A 15536-nucleotide genomic window follows, 5' to 3' on the forward strand; every position below is an offset into this window, starting at 1 on the left:
GTCACGCCTCCAGATCAGCCAGGACGGTCGGCAGTATCCCGGCGGCCTGGGCGACCGCGGCGGGGGTGGTGTCGAGATGGTCCAACAGCCCCTCGACGTACGACACGTCCACCCGGACCTTCTGCACCCGGCCGTCCACGTCGCGCATGACGAATTCGCGGAAGCCGAGCCGGGTGGCGGAGGTGGTGTCGACGGCGGAGAGAGAGGCCAGGGTGGCCTCGTAGCCGTCGTCGACCGGGACCCGGAGCAGCCGGAGGGCCTCGGAGGCGATCTCGGTGTCCTCGGCGATCCGGCCGACGAAGACGGTGGAGACGAGGTTCTGGACGTCGAGGCCGAGGATGTCCTTCGGGTTCTGCGAGGCGACCAGGGCGGCGAGGTTCCACTTGCGGGAGTCGCGGGCGAGTCGGACCAGGAAGGAGCGGCCGGAGCGCCAACCCTCCATGAAGTGCGCCTCGTCGAGGCCGACGAGCTTACGGGACGACATCGAACCGCCGTAGCAGCGGCGTACGGCGAGGCGGTGCGCGGTGTGCAGCATCGGCAGCGCCAACGCCTCCTCGGCCGACCAGTACTCGCGTTCGATCTTGAGGTCGGGCAGTCGGAGGCCGGCCATGGTGATCACGGTGAGCGCCGCGTCCGCGCCGAGCAGCCCTTCCGGCGGGCGGCCGAAGAAGAGCATGGCCAGCGGCATCTCTGCGGTGTCCAGCAGTAGGTTGGCCAACTCCCGGCCGGCGTCGTCGTCGAGCCCCTGCAGGCAGGTGACCACGTCGTCCAGGGTGGACTTCTCCTCGGCCGGCACCTGGCGTACCGCGTGTCGGAACAGGGTGGCGGTGGACGCCTCCCGGGCCACCTGCGGCGGCACCAGCATCATGCAGATGTCCTGCACCAGCATGCGTCGCTCGGCCCGGGCGTTGGAGACCGCGATCTCGAACTCCCGGTCGCCCGCCGCGCCGGTGGCGAACTCGCTGCGCAGCGGGGTGGGGATGAGCGCGTAGGGGGCCAGTGTCCCCGGTTCCGAGCCGGTCAGGTTGAGCACCCGGGCGTAGGGCTTGAGCTCGGGCATGGCGCAGAGGCGGGCCAGCGGCCCGGAGGGGTCGAGCAGGGTGACCTGCACACCCCGGCGGGCGGCCAGGTAGCCGAGCGCACCGAGCAGCGTCGACTTGCCACCACCGGGTTCGGCGACGAAGACGGCGAGCCCGGAGCGTTCGCGTACCTCCATCGGGAAGTGCAGGTCGAGGAAGACCGGCCGGCGGCAGGTGCCGGCGGTACGCCCGATCAGGTCGCCCCGGCGGTCGCCGACGGTGGAGGCCGCCTGGGGGAGCGCGGCGGCCAGCAGCGGGACCGGCATCCGGCGGACGTAGCCGGTGTTGGCGATCGGCTCGCCGGGGATGAACTCCCGGGCCAGCCAGTCCTGGTTCTTGGGGTGTTGCAGGGAGATGCGCAGCTCCCGGGAGTAGAGCTGGATGAGCCGGCGGGCCCGTTCCATGCACTCCTCGCGGGTCCGGCCGCCGACGGCGATCCGGTGCCAGCCGTGCGCCCGGGCGGAGTCCACCGGCAGGCCGGTGGTCATCTCGTCGCCGATCACCAGCGCCCGCTTGGCGAGCCGTTCCAGCTCGGGTGGGGCGTCAATGCCGTGCTCGGCGTAGTCGAGCTGCTGCGAGCGGATCATCCGTAACCGGTGTTCGAGGTTACGGAAGGAGTCACCGGAGCCGAGGATGTCGACCCGGGTGGAGATCTCCATCGGCCAGGGCAGCCGCTCGTGGAAGTGCAGCCAGGGTTCGTGCCGTTCCGGGATCTCCAACGGTTCCATCCGGCCGACCGCGAGTACGGCGACGTGTCGTTCCTCGCCGGTCATCCGGTTGACCAGCTTGACTGTGGTGCCGTACGGGGTGCGGTAACGCTCGACCTGTTCGGTGAGGGCGAGCAGGTCACCGCGTTCCCACCGGCCGTTGGTCACCGGGGAGAGCGTGCCGGGTGGGGCCATGCAGAGGGCGACCGAGCGGTAGAGCAGCCACTCCAACTCCTGCGCGGTGACCCGCCGGCCACGCATGCCGAAGCTGCCCAGCACCTCGTCGAACTGCTCGACGGTGCGACCCAGTTTGCGGCGCTCCCCGTCGGCGGTGCCCTTGCCGAAGGCCCGCAGCAGCCGTTCGGTGAGGGAGTCACCGAGTGAGCGACGGGCGAAGGTGACCCCCAGGTAGGTCTGCCCCTCGGCGTGGTTGACCGACATCAGGTGCTGCTGGGCGGCGACCAGGTGGTCGGCCCAGCCGGGTGTGCCGGGGACGTCGGGCAACGGTGCGGCGGTGTGCGCGTCGATGGTGCGGGCCCACTCGTCGGCGGGGAACGGCCGGGTGGTGCGGCGCAGGTGCAGCCGGAAACCGGCCAGGCCGGCGTACTGCTCGGAGATGGCGGAGAGCAGCGCCTCGCGTTCGGCGTCCGGGCGGAACGCCCACCGGACCTCGGGGAGCCAGTACCAGGCGGTGACCGTGTTGGGGGTGAAGGTCAGGTGACCGGCTATCTCGGTGATCGCCAGCTCGATCGAGGGATCCCGGTCACCGAACTTGATCTTCGGTGCGCGTACCCGGACCGGCTTGGTGGGCGTGTTGCGGCGGCTCGCCGCGCGCTCTCTCGGCGCGGCCAGTTCCCGGGAACCGGGGTCGGCGGGTTCGGGCCGGTCGGGCTCGACGAGTTCGCGCCGGACCGGCTCGGCGGTCAGCGCGCCGATCGGGGCGGTCACGGCCTCCACCCGGAGCGGCTCGGGCGTCTCCGGCCAGGCCGACTCGACGGGCTCCGGCCAGGCCGGCGCGGACTCCACCGGGGTCGGCCGCGGCCCGGCCGTCGGCAGCCCTTCCCGTCGGGCCTGCTCGGCGCTGGGCTGCCGCGCGACCTCGGCAGCCTCGCGTCGGCCGCGTTCCGCAGCCTCGTTCCGGGCTGCTTCGGCCGTCGCACGGCGGGTGTCTTCGAGTGCGTCGCGTCGCGCCGTCTCGGCGGCCTGGCGTCGGGCCGCTTCGCTCGCGTCACGACGGGCGCGTGCGGCGGCTTCGCGCTGCGCCGCCTCGGCGGCCTCGCGTCGGGCCTGCTCGGCGGCCTCGCGGCGGCTCAGTTCGGCGGCTTCTTCGCGCTGGGCCTGCACGACCGCCGCACGCCGGGCTGCTTCGGCGGTCTCGCGTCGGGCCTGCTCGGCGGCCGCACGCCGGCTGCGGTCGGCTGCTTCCCGGGCCCGCTCGGTGGCCTCCCGGCGGGCCCGTTCGGCTGCCTCCCGGGCGGTGAGCGGTTCGCCCACGTCGGGGGGGAACAACTCGGCCGGGACGATGCGGCGTGGTGCCCGCTGCGGCGGCTCGGCGGCTGGAGCCGCCGCAAGGCGGTCGCCCTGCTGGTGGGGAACCCGGGTACGGGTGGACCGTTCGGTCGGCGGGGCGGCCTCGATGGCCGCCGGGGGCGCCTGCGCCTCGATGGCCGCCGGCGAGGTCGGTACGGCCGACTGGTGCGGGATGGCCGGGTGCTCCCGGCCGGTGCCGCGCCGCACGGGGGTGCCGGGCGAGGGGGACGCACCGGGGCGTGGACCGCCGCCGAAGAGGTCGAGGAAGGGGGAGTCGATGTCGGTGCCGTCACCGACCAGCATCGGCGCGGCGGAGACCGGCTCGACCGGGGGCGTGCCACGGCCGGGGGAGGGTCGGGGTGCCTGGAAGACACCTACCCCGCCCTGGCCCGGGCCCGTGAGCAGGGCCGGGTCGTACGGCTCGTCGTCCGGCAGCTCCTCCTGGGGGTAGTCGAACGACCGCGCACGGTTACCGTGCGGGGCGCCGTGTCGTCCGGCCGGGAAACCCGGCGTGGAAGAGCGACTCATTCGACCGCCTCACCCATCTGGTCCGACTGCCCGATGCGGGTACGCCCGGTCATGCCAGTTCCTCCCGGATCCTGATCCGGCTGCCGACCAGGCGGGGATCCCGCAGTTCGGCGGCCGGCTCCCGGGTGCGTCGCCAGTCGGTGAGGGCGGTGCGGATGACCATCCGCGCCGGCCGGTCCGGGTCGACGTACCGGAAGATGAACGAGGTGCTCACGATGGCGAGCGCGATCTCCCAGGCGGGGAAGAGCTCGACCTGCAACGTGAACAACCAGTGGATGAACATGTAGAGGGGTACGAGCAGCATGAACAGTCCGTACTGGGCGTACGGCAGGTGGACCGGAAGGGTGTAGCCGGGCGGCCCGAGGTAGACCAGGCGTGCCCGGTAGATGTCGTCGTCGGTGCGCAGCCGCATGTCTCGCCCGCGCCTATTCGAAGATCAGGTCGATCAGGTAGTCACCGATGAAGAAGAGTGTGGCCGCGCCGGCGATGAAGGCCAGCCCGACGATCGCGATGGCCGAGCTGGTGAGCACCTTGGAGATCTCGCCCCGGCTGGCCCGGCCGATGAAGATGACCCCGAGGACGGCGAGCAGGATGGGCGCGATCTTGCTGGCGAAGAAGGTGACGACACTGTTGGTGTCGATGCCCTTGGGGGCCGGTTCGGCGAGCGGCGCCGTCGCCAGGGTGTGCAGCACCTGAGCGACGCCGGACGACGTCGTCTCCATGAGCTCGTAGGCGATCACTGGAACCTCCCCATAACGCGGCCGGCGGTGCCGCGGTGGTGCAATAGGCAAGCCTGGCGGGAAATGTGCTCACTGTGCGCAGCGCGAATGACGTCGTGCTGTTTTCTCACCACGGAGAGTGGCGAGATTTGGGGGGATTTTCCCGCTTTGGCCCTCCCTCCACGCCTCGCCACCTCTTGATGCTGGGCAATTCCACAGCGTACGGGCCGCCCTCCTTTGCGACAAGCCGCGAAGAGTCGACCCGATTCGACCTCGGTGACCGATCGTACACCTGTTCTAATGAGCACGTCAGCCCCGCTGCCGGGTCGGCCGGCGGGGGTCCTCGGAGCGGTGCGGCGCGACCGGTACCGTCTAGTCGTGACCGATCTGGTACGGGCGCAGGACCCGGTGGTGATGGGCGTCCTCAACGTCACGCCCGACTCCTTCTCCGACGGTGGCCGGTACACCGATCTCGATGCCGCAGTCGCACACGGGGTGCGACTGCACGACGAGGGCGCGCACCTGGTGGATGTCGGCGGTGAGTCCACCCGACCGGGTGCCGACCGGGTCGACCCACGGACCGAGGTGTCCCGGGTCCTGCCGGTGATCCGGGAACTCACCGCCGCCGGGGTGCCGGTCAGCATCGACACCACCCGGGCACCGGTGGCCGAGGCGGCCGTCGGCGCAGGCGCCGCGGTGGTCAACGACGTCTCGGGCGGGCTGGCCGATCCCGACATGGCAAGGGTGGTCCGGGACGCCGGCTGTCCCTGGGTGCTGATGCACTGGCGGGGGCACTCGCGGGGAATGCGCGAGCTGGCCCGCTACACCGACGTGGTCGCCGACGTCCGGGCCGAACTGGCCCAGCGGGTCGACGACGCGCTGGCCGCCGGGGTGGCCGCCGACCGGCTGGTGATCGACCCGGGGCTCGGCTTCGCCAAGACCGCCGCGCACAACTGGGAGATCAGCGCCCGCCTGCCGGAGCTGATCGACCTCGGCCTCCCCCTGCTCTTCGCCGCCAGCCGCAAGTCCTACCTGGGCCGCCTGCTCGCCGCCCCGGACGGCACCCCACGGGACACCGACGGCCGGTCGGCCGCCACCGTCGCCACCAGCGTGCTCGCGGTGGCCGCAGGAGCCTGGGGGGTACGCGTGCACGACGTCCGGAGCACCGTCGACGCGCTCGCCGTCTGGTCGGCCACCGGCCGTCCCCGGCTCGCCGCCCTGGAAGTCATCGGAAAGGACCCGGCCCACGCGGGTCGAGGAGGGGAAGGTCGATGACCGACCGGATCGCCCTGACCGGGCTACGGGCCCATGGCCGGCACGGCGTCTACGACTTCGAGCGCGCCCAGGGTCAGGAGTTCGTGGTCGACGCCGTCCTCGAACTCGATCTCACCCCGGCCGCCCGCTCCGACGAGGTGACCGACACCGTGCACTACGGCGAGCTGGCCGAGCGGCTGGTGGCGGTGCTCACCGGTGAGCCGGTCAACCTGATCGAGACGCTCGCCGACCGGCTGCTCGCGGTCTGCCTGGCCGAACCGCTTGTCGCCGCGGCGACGATCACGGTCCACAAGCCCGAGGCCCCGATCCCGCACACCTTCGCCGACGTGGCAGTCACGATGCGGCGTACCCGATGACCCGGGCGGTGCTGTCCATCGGCAGCAACCTGGGCGACCGGCTCGGCCACCTGCGCGGCGCGGTGACCGGCCTCGGCGACGCGGTGCTGGTCGTCTCCGGCGTCTACGAGACGCCCCCCTGGGGGGACGCCGGGCAGCCGGCGTACCTGAACGCGGCGGTGATGGTCGCCGACCCGACGGCGACCCCGCGCGACTGGTTGGCCCGCGCCCACGCCGCCGAGCGGGCCGCCGACCGGGTCCGTGACCCGGCCCGCCGGTTCGGGCCGCGCACCCTCGACGTGGACGTCGTCGCCGTCTGGGACGACACCGGTCGACAGGTGCTCAGCGACGACCCCGAGCTGACCCTGCCGCACCCCCGCGCCCACCAGCGCGCCTTCGTGCTCCGGCCGTGGATCGACATCGACCCGCACGGGCGGCTGGCCGGGCACGGCTGGCTCACCGACCTGCTCAACGACGAACCGGTCGCCGGCGACGCCCTCGAACTGACCCCACGCCCCGATCTGACGTTAGAGTCGGACTTATGAACCAGTGGAGCCGGCCGGCATGACGCAGTCCCGACCGCCCCGTGACCAGGAGCCCGACGGGTCGAAGATGGGCCCCACCCGGTTGTCGACCCTGCTGGTCGCCGCGCTCGCCGCCGCGGCGGTGGCCTGGCTGCTGATCAGCAGCTTCTACTACAGCGGCATCCCCCGGTTGCCCTGGCTGCCGGTGGTCACCCTGGCCGCCCTCGCCGTGCTGGAGGCGTACGCGGCGGTCAACACCCGGAGCCGGATCGAGCGCAAGCCCGGCCGGGAGCCGGTCAACCCGCTGCTCGTCGCCCGGTTCGTGGTGCTGGCCAAGGCGTCTGCGCTGGCCGGGGCGATCTTCCTCGGCTTCTACGCCGGGCTGACCGGGTGGCTCTTCGTCGAGCCGACCAACGCCGCGATCGAGGACCGGCCGGCCGCCGGGGCCGGCGCGCTCGCCTCGCTCGCCCTGGTCGCCGCCGCGCTCTGGCTCGAACGCTCCTGCCGGGTCCCCGAGTCCGACGACGACGCCGACGACCGCGGCGACGACCTGCGGGGCCGACCCGACCGACGCTGAGCCGGGGGTTACGTCTGGCCCTGCGCGCAGGTACGGTGCCTGGCGACCGGAGAACAGCCAGCCGTCACCGGGGTGGCCGGTCACGTGGGAGGCGCACCACATGGGGTACGACGAACCGGGCCGGGCCGCGTCGGCGGAGGTGCCCGCGACCGTACTGGAGAACGTCTTCGACGACCCGACGCAGGGCGAGCCGGGCCGGGACCGGCTGGGCGTGCACGTCGTCTGGGAACTGGTGCTGCTGCTCGCCCTCGCGGCCCTGGCCTACCTGCTCTGGCGGGAGAATCCCGAGGCGCTGCGTGGTGGCGGCCTGCGTCGGCTGCTCGTCGACGCGGTCGCGCTGGGTCTGCTCGTGGTCGCCGCCGGGCTGAGCCTGCGTACCGCCGCGGTGAACCTGGCGATCGGCCCGGTGGCGCTGGCCGCCGCGCTGCACTTCGCCGAGCAGGGCGACCGGGGGGTGTCGACGGCACTGGTGCCGGCACTGGTCGCCGCCGCGCTGGGCGGGCTGGCCCTGGCCTGGGCGGTGGTGGTGCTGCACGTGCCCGGCTGGGCGGCCAGCCTCGCCGCCGCCGCCGGGGTGGTCGTCTGGATCGAGCGGTGGGAGGTGCCGGTGGCGGTGCAGGCCGACTACGACCCCCGGCGCAACGCCTACTACCTCTTCGCCGGGTTCGCGGCGGTCGCCGTGCTCCTCGGGGCGTTCGGCGCGATCCGGGCGGTGCGTCGACTGGTCGGCCGGTTCCGTCCGGTGGCCGATCCGGCCCGGCGACGCGGGATGGCCGCCGCGCTGGTGACCGCCGCCGCGCTGATCGCCTCCACCGTGCTCGCCATGCTCGCCGGGGTGCTCGTCGCCGCCAACGGGACCGGGCCGGTGACGCCGACGTCGGGGCTGGACTGGACGGTGCTCGCGGTGGGCGTGTCCATGCTCGGCGGCACCAGCGCGTACGGCCGACGCGGCGGAATCTTCGGCGCCCTGCTCGCGGTCGCGTTGGTGGTGACCTACCTGGCCTGGGCGGCCGAGACCGGTGCCCCCACCGACCGCTGGGCCGTCGGTGGGACGGCGTTGGCCGGCGGCCTGCTGGTCACCCGGTTGGTCGAGACGTACGGTCGGCCGCGCACGGCCCGGGGCGAACCGGTCGAGCTGCCGCCGGTACGGGACGGGGCGATCAGCTCCGGCTGGTCGATGCCCCCCGCCGGCGAGGCGCGCAACTGGACCCCGGCGCTGCCCGAACGGACGACCGACGCCGACACGCCGCCCGACCCCTGGGAGGCCCCCCGGTGGCAGCGTGACCCACCCCGCTGGGACACCGGCGAGCGCTGACCCACCGGCCGGTGGTGTCCGCCCGGCCGGCTGGGCGGCGCACGGTGACCGGATCGGTGGCGGCGGTGCGGCCGGGCGCGGACGACGGGCCGGGAAGGATCTCGCCGGTTAGGCTCGCGGGCATGACCGAGACTCCTTCCGCCGGCACCGGCCACACCTTCGACCAGCTCGACGCCCTCTCCACGGAGGAGCTGCGGGAGCGGGCCTTCGCGCGGGCCCGGGAGCGGCGCGACGTCGGGTTCTTCTGGTCGGTGCTGCGACACCTGCCGAACGCCGACGAGGCCGCCGCGCTCGACGGGGCGCCCAACTCGGTCGGGCCCACCATCGACGAGGCCTCGGCGCTGTGGCGGGAGCTGACCGGGCACGGCTACGAGGAGTCCGCGCCGCTGCTGCGGGCCGCGTTCATCGACTACCTGATGAAGCACTGACCGGTCGCGCCGCCGGGTGGCGGGAGAGGTTTGCCGGCCGCGGTGGGTCGGGAACTTCCCGCCGCATGGCCCTCACCAACCGTCCCCGCACCGTGCAGGGGTACGGCACCGCCGCCGGCACCGGCACCCTCGCCGCGCTGATCCTCGTCGGCGTCTGCGGCAGCCCCTGGTACGTCGGCTGGGCCGAGGACCACACCGACCCGAACTCCGCCGGTGGCTGGTACCTGCGGCTGCTCGCCTGGCCGGCCTGGCGGCTCGACTCGGCCGACTCGGCACACGGGGTGCTCGCCACCGACCTGCGGGCCATCCTGGTGCTGGTGTTCGCCGCCGCGCTGCTCTACCTGCTGCCGGCCGGTCAGGTGGCGCGGGTGCCGGGCTCGGCCAGCCAGTTCTTCTCCGGCTGGGCCGCGTACGCCCTGGCCGGGGCGGCGGCCACCCTGGTGGCCGCGCTGCTCACCTCGGACGGCTCGCTGCTGGCCGCCTTCGAGACCACCGGTACCGGTGCCGGCTACGGCTTCTTCGCCGGTTGGATCATCGGGCTGGCCAGCCTGGGCGGCCGGGCCTGACCCGCTACCGGGCTGATTCCGGCGCCGGGTGGCTAGCCGCCGGTCTGTCCGAGTTCCAGCACCCGGGTCCGGCTGAGCGTGCCGGCCGGGCGGCCGTCGGCGGTCACCACGACCGCGTCCGTGCCGGCGGTCAGCATCGCGGCCAGCGCGTCGTACGCCGACCGGCCCAGCGGTAGTTCCGGCAGGGTGGCGTCGGTGGTCTCCCCGTCGAGCACCTCCCGGGTGACCGGGGTGACCGCCAGCCGACGGATGCCCCGGTCCGCGCCGACGAACTCCCGGACGAACGGCGAGGCGGGGGCACCGAGCAGGGCCGCCGGGGTGTCGTACTGCTCCAGCCGGCCACCCTCGGAGAGCACCGCGATCCGGTCGCCCAACCGGACCGCCTCGTCCAGGTCGTGGGTGACCAGCACGATGGTCTTGCGGACCTCGGCCTGGAGGCGGAGGAACTCCTCCTGCAACCGGGTCCGCACGATCGGGTCGACGGCGGAGAACGGCTCGTCCATCAGCAGCACCACCGGGTCGGCGGCCAGCGCCCGGGCCACCCCGACCCGCTGCCGCTGCCCACCTGAGAGTTCGTGCGGGTAGCGGCGTCCGAACTGGGCCGGGTCCAACCCGACCAGCTCCAGCAGCTCGCCGCTGCGCTGCCGGATCCGCTCCTTCGACCAGCCGAGCAACCGGGGTACGGTGCCGACGTTGGTGGTCACCGTCTGGTGCGGGAACAGCCCCACGTTCTGGATCACGTAGCCGATCCGCCGACGCAGCCGCACCGGGTCGACCCGGGTGATGTCCTCGTCGCCGAGCAGGATCCGGCCGGCGGTCGGCTCGATCAGCCGGTTGACCATCCGCAGCACTGTCGACTTGCCGCAGCCGGACGGGCCGATCAGCACCACCAGCTCGCCGGCGGCCACCTCCAGGCTCAGCTCGCGGACCGCCTCGGTGCCGTCCGGGTACTGCTTGCGGATGCCGTCTAGCGTGATCGAGGCGGCGCTGTGGTCTGCGTCGCCGGTGCCCTCGGGGGTAACGTCCACGTGTGTCCTTCCACCTGAGTTACCGGGCCGAGCCGGGTAATCCGTGGTTCTCCTGGCAGTACGTGCGGGACAACTCTGACACCATTCTCGCCGCGCTGCGCGAGCACGCCTCGTTGACCGGTCGGGCGGTGCTGCTCGCCGCCCTGGTCGCGCTGCCGCTGGCGGTGCTGGCGTACTGGTACCGACGGCTCGCCGGGCCGATTCTCGCACTGGCCGGGGTGTTGTACACGATTCCCTCCCTGGCCCTGTTCGCGTTCATCGCCCCGTACCTGGGTATCGGCGCGGTGACCGTGCTGACCGTGGTGGTGCTGTACGCGCTGCTGGTGATCGTCCGCAACGCGGTGGCCGGGCTGAACCAGGTGCCCCCGGAGGTCCGCGACGCCGCCGAGGGCATGGGGTACGGCCGCTGGGCCCGGTTGTTCCGGATCGACCTGCCGTTGGCCCTGCCCGGCATCCTCACCGGCCTTCGACTGGCCACCGTCTCCACCGTCGCGTTGGTCACCGTCGGGGTGGTGATCGGTCGGGGTGGTCTCGGTCAGTTGATCTTCGCCGGGTTCCAGAACAACTTCTACAAGGCCCAGATCATGACGGGCACGCTGCTCTGCGTCCTGCTGGCCCTGGTGCTGGACCTGATCCTGGCCGGCGTGGGTCGCCTGCTCACCCCCTGGCTGCGGAGCCGACCCCGATGAGCCCCGCAGTCGCGAACGGAGGGTTGGTCCGGTGAGTGCGAGGAGTGCAGCGCAGCGGAGCCCCGCAGTCGCGAACGGAGGGTTGGTCCGGTGAGTGCGAGGAGTGCAGCGCAGCGGAGCCCCGCAGTCGCGAACGGAGGGTTGATCCGGTGAATCCGGTGCAGCAGGCGGTGGTCTGGTTGAACGACCCGTTGAACTGGACCAACCCCGGAGGCGTGCTCGACCGGATCGGCGAGCATCTGAGCATGTCCGCCGCGGCGGTGCTGCTGGGCTGTCTGGTGGCCTGGCCGATCGGCCTCTGGCTGGGGCACTCGGGGCGCGGTGGCGGGGCGGTCGTGCTGATCTCCAACCTGACCCTGTCCATCCCGACCCTGGCGCTGTTGACCATCCTGCCGTTGACCTTCCTCGGCTTCGGCCGTCCGGCGGTGGTGGTCGCGCTGGCGGTCTTCGCGGTGCCGCCGCTGCTGGCCAACGCGTACACCGGGGTGCGGCAGGCGGATCCGGAGGCCCGGGACGCGGCGCGCGGGATGGGACTGTCCGGTTGGCAGGTGCTGCGGCGGGTGGAGCTGCCGCTGGCGGTGCCGTACCTGGCCGCCGGGTTCCGGACGGCTGCCGTCCAGGTGGTGGCGACGGCGGCGTTGGCCTCGTTCGTCAACGGCGGTGGACTTGGGCAGATCATCCGGGCCGGTTTCGGGCTGGACATCGCGGCCGGCGGCGGGCAGATCATCGCCGGCGGGCTGCTGGTGGCCGGGCTGGCGCTGGCGGCGGAGGGGGTGTTGGCACTGGTCGAGCGGGTGGTGACACCGCGACCGCTGCGGCGTGCCCGACGGGCGGCCAACCGGCGGGCAGCGGACGCCACGGCGGGAAATTGATCTGCCGCATGACGATCAGGTGACGAAAATCCCTCAGAGTTTGTCGGTCGGTCCTGGAGGATATTGGCTGGAACTTGCGGGCGGCGATCGTCGCCCGTCGGACACGCGGCCGGCCCGGCACGGGCCGCGCCGGGACACGGGAGGCGGGCACGATGCGCGTACGGACACGGCTGGCGGTGGGCGCGGTGGGTGCCCTGACCATGGCGGGTCTGTTGACCGGGTGCGGGGACGCCGGCTCGTCCGGCACCGATGCTCCGGAGCAGGGCGCGGGCGGTGCGGGCTGCGCCCCGGTCGCCGGTGACCAGTTGGTCGTCCTCGACGACGACAAGAAGCTCCAGAACACCGACAACATCATCCCGGCGGTCAACGCCAAGGTGGCGAACCCGCAGCTCCTCGCCGCGTTGGACAAGGTCTCCGCGGCGCTGGACACGCCCAAGCTGATCGCCCTCAACAAGGCGGTCGACGTGGACCGCAAGACGCCCAAGGCGGCTGCCGAGGAGTTCGCCTCGGCCAACGGGCTGACCACCGGCATCGCCAAGGGGCCGGGCGGGCAGATCGTCGTCGGGGCGGGCAACTTCTCCGAGAGCCAGACCCTGGCCGAGCTCTACAACATCGCCCTGACCGCGGCCGGCTACCAGGTCAAGGTGCAGCAGATCGGCAACCGTGAGCTGTACGAGCCGAGCCTGGAGAAGGGCGAGATCCAGGTCGTCCCCGAGTACGCGGCGACCATGGCCGAGTTCCTCAACACCAAGGCCAACGGCAAGGACGCCACCCCCGTCTCCTCGCCGGAGCTGGACAAGACGGTCAGCGCGTTGAAGTCCGAGGGCGACAAGGCGGGTCTGGCCTTCGGCACCCCGTCGGCTGCCCAGGACCAGAACGCCTTCGCGGTGACCAAGGCGTTCGCCGACAAGTACGCCCTCAGGACCCTCTCCGACCTGGCGGCCAAGTGCTCCGGCAAGGACACCGTGCTGGCCGGCCCGCCGGAGTGCCCGCAGCGGCCGAAGTGCCAGGCCGGTCTGGTCGAGGTCTACGACTTCAAGGCCGGCTCGTTCAGCTCGCTGGACGCCGGTGGTCCGCAGACCAAGAACGCGCTGAAGACCGGCACCGCCAGCGTCGGCCTGGTCTTCTCGTCCGACGGCGCGCTCGCCACCAGCTGAACCTGATCCCGGTCGCGGTCGGCTCCCCCCGACCGCGACCGGGCCGGTCCCGGGTCGCGAGGGGAGCAGCCGAACCGCCCGCGAGCTGGCCCGGCTGCGTCGTACCGGCCGAGATCGGGCATTTCTGCCGTGGGACCGTTTCCAGCCAGCGCACATCTCGGTAGGCTGCACAGCCATGCCCTCCCCGGTCGTCTCCGAGAAGCGCAGCCCGCAGCTACTGACCGTGCTGTTCTGGGTCGGGGTGGCGCTCGCGCCGGTGGCCGCGCTGATCCTGCTGCTCGCCGACGGCAACGGCCCGCTCCGGTTCGCCGCGGTACTGGCCATCACCTCCGTGGTGCTGATCGGTCTCTCCATCGCGCTGCGGGCCGACGGCGGTGCCGGGTCGTCCGGCCCGGAGGCTCTCGACGAGGTGGAGGAACTCCGGCGCGAGTTGCGTAGTGAGATCGTCGCCGCCGCCCAGCGGGGAAACCAGGCGTTGGACCAGTGCCAGCGGACCGAGGAGCAGGTAACCGCGCTGCGTCGGCGGCTGGACGCGGCGGCGGCCGGGACCGCCACCGGTGGCAGCCCGCCGGCCCCCGACGAACGGGCCGTCGGTGCGGGCCGGGCCAGGGTGCCGACCGTCGAGCCGGAACCGGAGGCACCGGTCGGCCGTCGCCGGGCGGTCGCCGAGGAGACCCCGTCGGAGTGGGAACGGCCGGATTCCTCCGAGCCGGTCGCGGCGGGCCGCGGCCGGGCTGCCGCCGACCGGGAGGCCGCCGAACCCATCGGCCGCCGGTACGCCCCGGAGCCGTCGACCTCCGACCGGGCCGGGGTGTACGGCGCGGACGCCCGGGAACCACGTGGTGCGGTGCCACCCGCCGGGTCGTCCCGTCCGCTCGGCGTGGTGCGGCACACCGAGACGGTGCACGTGACCACCCGGCACACGGTCGTCGACGGCGCCGATCCGACGGGCGCGGCCTACGGCGGTGGGTACGCCGGCCGTTGGACGCCCGGCTCGGGAGACTCCTCCTGGACCGGCGGGGAGCCGGAGCGTCCCTGGTCGGGGCAGGCGGAATCGGCCGACCGGGGTTGGTCGGCCCCGCCTGACGACCGTTCCCGGCCCGCCCGCCCGGCACCCCGCGACGAGCGGGCCTGGCCGACCGCCGACCCCTCCTGGGCTGCACCACCCGCCGCCGACCCTTCCTGGAGCGCCCCGGCCGACGATCGGCCGGAGCTGGCCCGCCCGGAGCTGGCCCGCCCGGAGCTGGCCCGACCGGAGCCGGCGCGATCCGAGCCGGCCCGATCCGAGCGGTCTCCGGTCGGCGGCGAGGCCGACGCCTGGCCGGGCAGCCGGACCGGATGGGCCCGGGCCGAGCCGCCCTCGCGGGCGGGGCAGGGCGGTGGCCGGCGGGCCGAGGACCGGGGCGAACCGCCCCTGCGTGAGGTACGCGCTGGTGACCGGTGGGCCGAGGTACGCGACGACGGGCGGGCCCGGGAGGTGCGGGTCGGTGAGCGCCGAGCGGAGGTGCACGCCGACGGGGCCGGTTACCACTACTCCGACCGTTGGGCCTCGGTTCGACAGGAGGAACCACACCGGGACGAGGCACACCGGGACGAGGCATACCGGGATGAGGCATACCGGGATGAGTCACACCGGAACGAGTCACACCGGGAGGAGCGTTTCCGGGACGTACCACGCCGGAGTGGACCAGATCGGACCGGAGAGCAGTGGGACGGCGGCCGATCGGCGCGGGACGACCGTCCAGCGCTGCCGGCCGGCGGCGTTCCGGTGCCGCAGCAGTGGCGGGAGCCGGCCCGCGGCCACCGACCGGCCGAGGAGTGGACGGCCCAGCCGGTGCAGACCACCGAGGAGTGGCCCGCTCGTGTGGCCCGGCCCGTTCGGACCGGCCAGGATCGGCCGGCTCGCGCCGAAGACCAACCGGCCCAGGGCTGGCCGACTCCTACCGGCCAGCCGGCGCAGGATTGGCCCGCGCAGGCTGACGGCCAGCGGTGGGGCGGGCAACCGGCCGAGCCGCGGCGGGACCGGGAGCCGGTGGTGTCGTGGCGTACCCCAGAGCCAGAGCCAGAGCCTGAGCCGCACGGCCGCCGGCAGTGGGGTGGCGAGCAACGGTACGGCTACCCGCCGCAGGACGACGCCCCACGGGCCGGCGGCCACTGGCGCTGACCAGGTCAGCCTGACGGCCTGGTCAGCCTGACGGCCAGGCCAG

General features: G+C 73.4%; 15 protein-coding genes. 11 read left to right on the forward strand and 4 right to left on the reverse strand.

Going from position 1 to position 15536, the window contains the following annotated elements:
* Nucleotide 1 precedes the first annotated feature (1 nt).
* The 3 genes from OHQ87_RS26640 to OHQ87_RS26650 are packed head-to-tail and all read right to left on the reverse strand — an operon-like array spanning nt 2 to nt 4584.
* Entirely contained in the window at nt 2-3844 is a 3843-nt protein-coding gene (locus OHQ87_RS26640; RefSeq protein WP_328342287.1) for an ATP-binding protein, read from the reverse strand.
* A 49-nt stretch (nt 3845-3893) separates the two neighbouring features.
* A complete protein-coding gene (locus tag OHQ87_RS26645) occupies nt 3894-4256 on the reverse strand; it encodes a hypothetical protein (protein WP_067302246.1) in 363 nt (120 codons plus the stop codon).
* Nucleotides 4257-4269: 13 nt separating this feature from the next.
* Entirely contained in the window at nt 4270-4584 is a 315-nt protein-coding gene (locus OHQ87_RS26650) for a hypothetical protein (protein ID WP_328342290.1), read from the reverse strand.
* Nucleotides 4585-4941: 357 nt separating this feature from the next.
* Here OHQ87_RS26650 and folP point away from each other — a divergent pair, with 357 nt between their 5' ends.
* From folP to OHQ87_RS26685, 7 genes are all read left to right on the forward strand, one after another.
* Nucleotides 4942-5838, forward strand: a complete 897-nt coding sequence (gene folP / locus OHQ87_RS26655; protein WP_328342292.1) for a dihydropteroate synthase — start codon at nt 4942-4944, stop codon at nt 5836-5838.
* Nucleotides 5835-6194: a dihydroneopterin aldolase gene (gene folB, locus OHQ87_RS26660; RefSeq protein WP_328342294.1), complete on the forward strand. Its 360-nt coding sequence runs from the start codon at nt 5835-5837 to the stop codon at nt 6192-6194. The genes folP and folB overlap by 4 nt, the downstream gene beginning before the upstream one ends.
* Nucleotides 6191-6718, forward strand: coding sequence for a 2-amino-4-hydroxy-6-hydroxymethyldihydropteridine diphosphokinase (folK, locus tag OHQ87_RS26665; protein WP_328342296.1), 528 nt, complete (start codon nt 6191-6193; stop codon nt 6716-6718). Before folB ends, folK begins: the two co-directional genes overlap by 4 nt.
* Nucleotides 6719-6785: 67 nt before the next feature.
* Nucleotides 6786-7274, forward strand: coding sequence for a DUF3180 domain-containing protein (locus OHQ87_RS26670; RefSeq protein WP_442930860.1), 489 nt, complete (start codon nt 6786-6788; stop codon nt 7272-7274).
* Nucleotides 7275-7374: 100 nt separating this feature from the next.
* Complete coding sequence (locus OHQ87_RS26675; protein WP_328342300.1) at nt 7375-8589, forward strand: ABC transporter permease; 1215 nt, start codon at nt 7375-7377, stop codon at nt 8587-8589.
* 122 nt (nt 8590-8711) lie between these two features.
* Nucleotides 8712-9017, forward strand: a complete 306-nt coding sequence (locus OHQ87_RS26680) for a hypothetical protein (RefSeq protein ID WP_328342302.1) — start codon at nt 8712-8714, stop codon at nt 9015-9017.
* A gap of 65 nt (nt 9018-9082) precedes the next feature.
* Nucleotides 9083-9583, forward strand: coding sequence for a hypothetical protein (locus OHQ87_RS26685; protein ID WP_328342304.1), 501 nt, complete (start codon nt 9083-9085; stop codon nt 9581-9583).
* A gap of 32 nt (nt 9584-9615) precedes the next feature.
* Here OHQ87_RS26685 and OHQ87_RS26690 read toward each other — a convergent pair whose 3' ends face one another.
* Complete coding sequence (locus OHQ87_RS26690) at nt 9616-10611, reverse strand: ABC transporter ATP-binding protein (RefSeq protein ID WP_328342306.1); 996 nt, start codon at nt 10609-10611, stop codon at nt 9616-9618.
* 2 nt (nt 10612-10613) lie between these two features.
* On the opposite strand from OHQ87_RS26690, the gene OHQ87_RS26695 reads away from it, so the two are divergent.
* From OHQ87_RS26695 to OHQ87_RS26710, 4 genes are all read left to right on the forward strand, one after another.
* Nucleotides 10614-11300: an ABC transporter permease gene (locus OHQ87_RS26695; RefSeq protein ID WP_328342308.1), complete on the forward strand. Its 687-nt coding sequence runs from the start codon at nt 10614-10616 to the stop codon at nt 11298-11300.
* Nucleotides 11301-11449: 149 nt separating this feature from the next.
* The gene (locus OHQ87_RS26700; RefSeq protein WP_328342310.1) at nt 11450-12172 is read left to right on the forward strand and encodes an ABC transporter permease; all 723 of its coding nucleotides are present in this window, start codon (nt 11450-11452) and stop codon (nt 12170-12172) included.
* A 152-nt stretch (nt 12173-12324) separates the two neighbouring features.
* On the forward strand, nt 12325-13329 hold the full coding sequence (locus OHQ87_RS26705) for a glycine betaine ABC transporter substrate-binding protein (RefSeq protein WP_328342312.1): 1005 nt from the start codon (nt 12325-12327) through the stop codon (nt 13327-13329).
* Between the two features lie 175 nt (nt 13330-13504).
* A complete protein-coding gene (locus tag OHQ87_RS26710; RefSeq protein ID WP_328342314.1) occupies nt 13505-15493 on the forward strand; it encodes a hypothetical protein in 1989 nt (662 codons plus the stop codon).
* The last annotated feature ends 43 nt before the right edge of the window (nt 15494-15536 follow it).

This window comes from Micromonospora sp. NBC_00421, assembly GCF_036017915.1.
Taxonomy (GTDB): Bacteria; Actinomycetota; Actinomycetes; order Mycobacteriales; family Micromonosporaceae; genus Micromonospora.

Excerpts from the sequence above, each read along its gene's own strand:
- OHQ87_RS26640 (WP_328342287.1), bottom strand. The coding sequence starts at position 3,844 with ATGAGTCGCTCTTCCACGCCGGGTTTCCCGGCCGGACGACACGGCGCC.
- OHQ87_RS26645 (WP_067302246.1), bottom strand. The coding sequence starts at position 4,256 with ATGCGGCTGCGCACCGACGACGACATCTACCGGGCACGCCTGGTCTAC.
- folB (WP_328342294.1), top strand. The coding sequence starts at position 5,835 with ATGACCGACCGGATCGCCCTGACCGGGCTACGGGCCCATGGCCGGCAC.
- folK (WP_328342296.1), top strand. The coding sequence starts at position 6,191 with ATGACCCGGGCGGTGCTGTCCATCGGCAGCAACCTGGGCGACCGGCTC.
- OHQ87_RS26670 (WP_442930860.1), top strand. The coding sequence starts at position 6,786 with ATGGGCCCCACCCGGTTGTCGACCCTGCTGGTCGCCGCGCTCGCCGCC.
- OHQ87_RS26675 (WP_328342300.1), top strand. The coding sequence starts at position 7,375 with ATGGGGTACGACGAACCGGGCCGGGCCGCGTCGGCGGAGGTGCCCGCG.
- OHQ87_RS26680 (WP_328342302.1), top strand. The coding sequence starts at position 8,712 with ATGACCGAGACTCCTTCCGCCGGCACCGGCCACACCTTCGACCAGCTC.
- OHQ87_RS26685 (WP_328342304.1), top strand. The coding sequence starts at position 9,083 with ATGGCCCTCACCAACCGTCCCCGCACCGTGCAGGGGTACGGCACCGCC.
- OHQ87_RS26705 (WP_328342312.1), top strand. The coding sequence starts at position 12,325 with ATGCGCGTACGGACACGGCTGGCGGTGGGCGCGGTGGGTGCCCTGACC.
- OHQ87_RS26710 (WP_328342314.1), top strand. The coding sequence starts at position 13,505 with ATGCCCTCCCCGGTCGTCTCCGAGAAGCGCAGCCCGCAGCTACTGACC.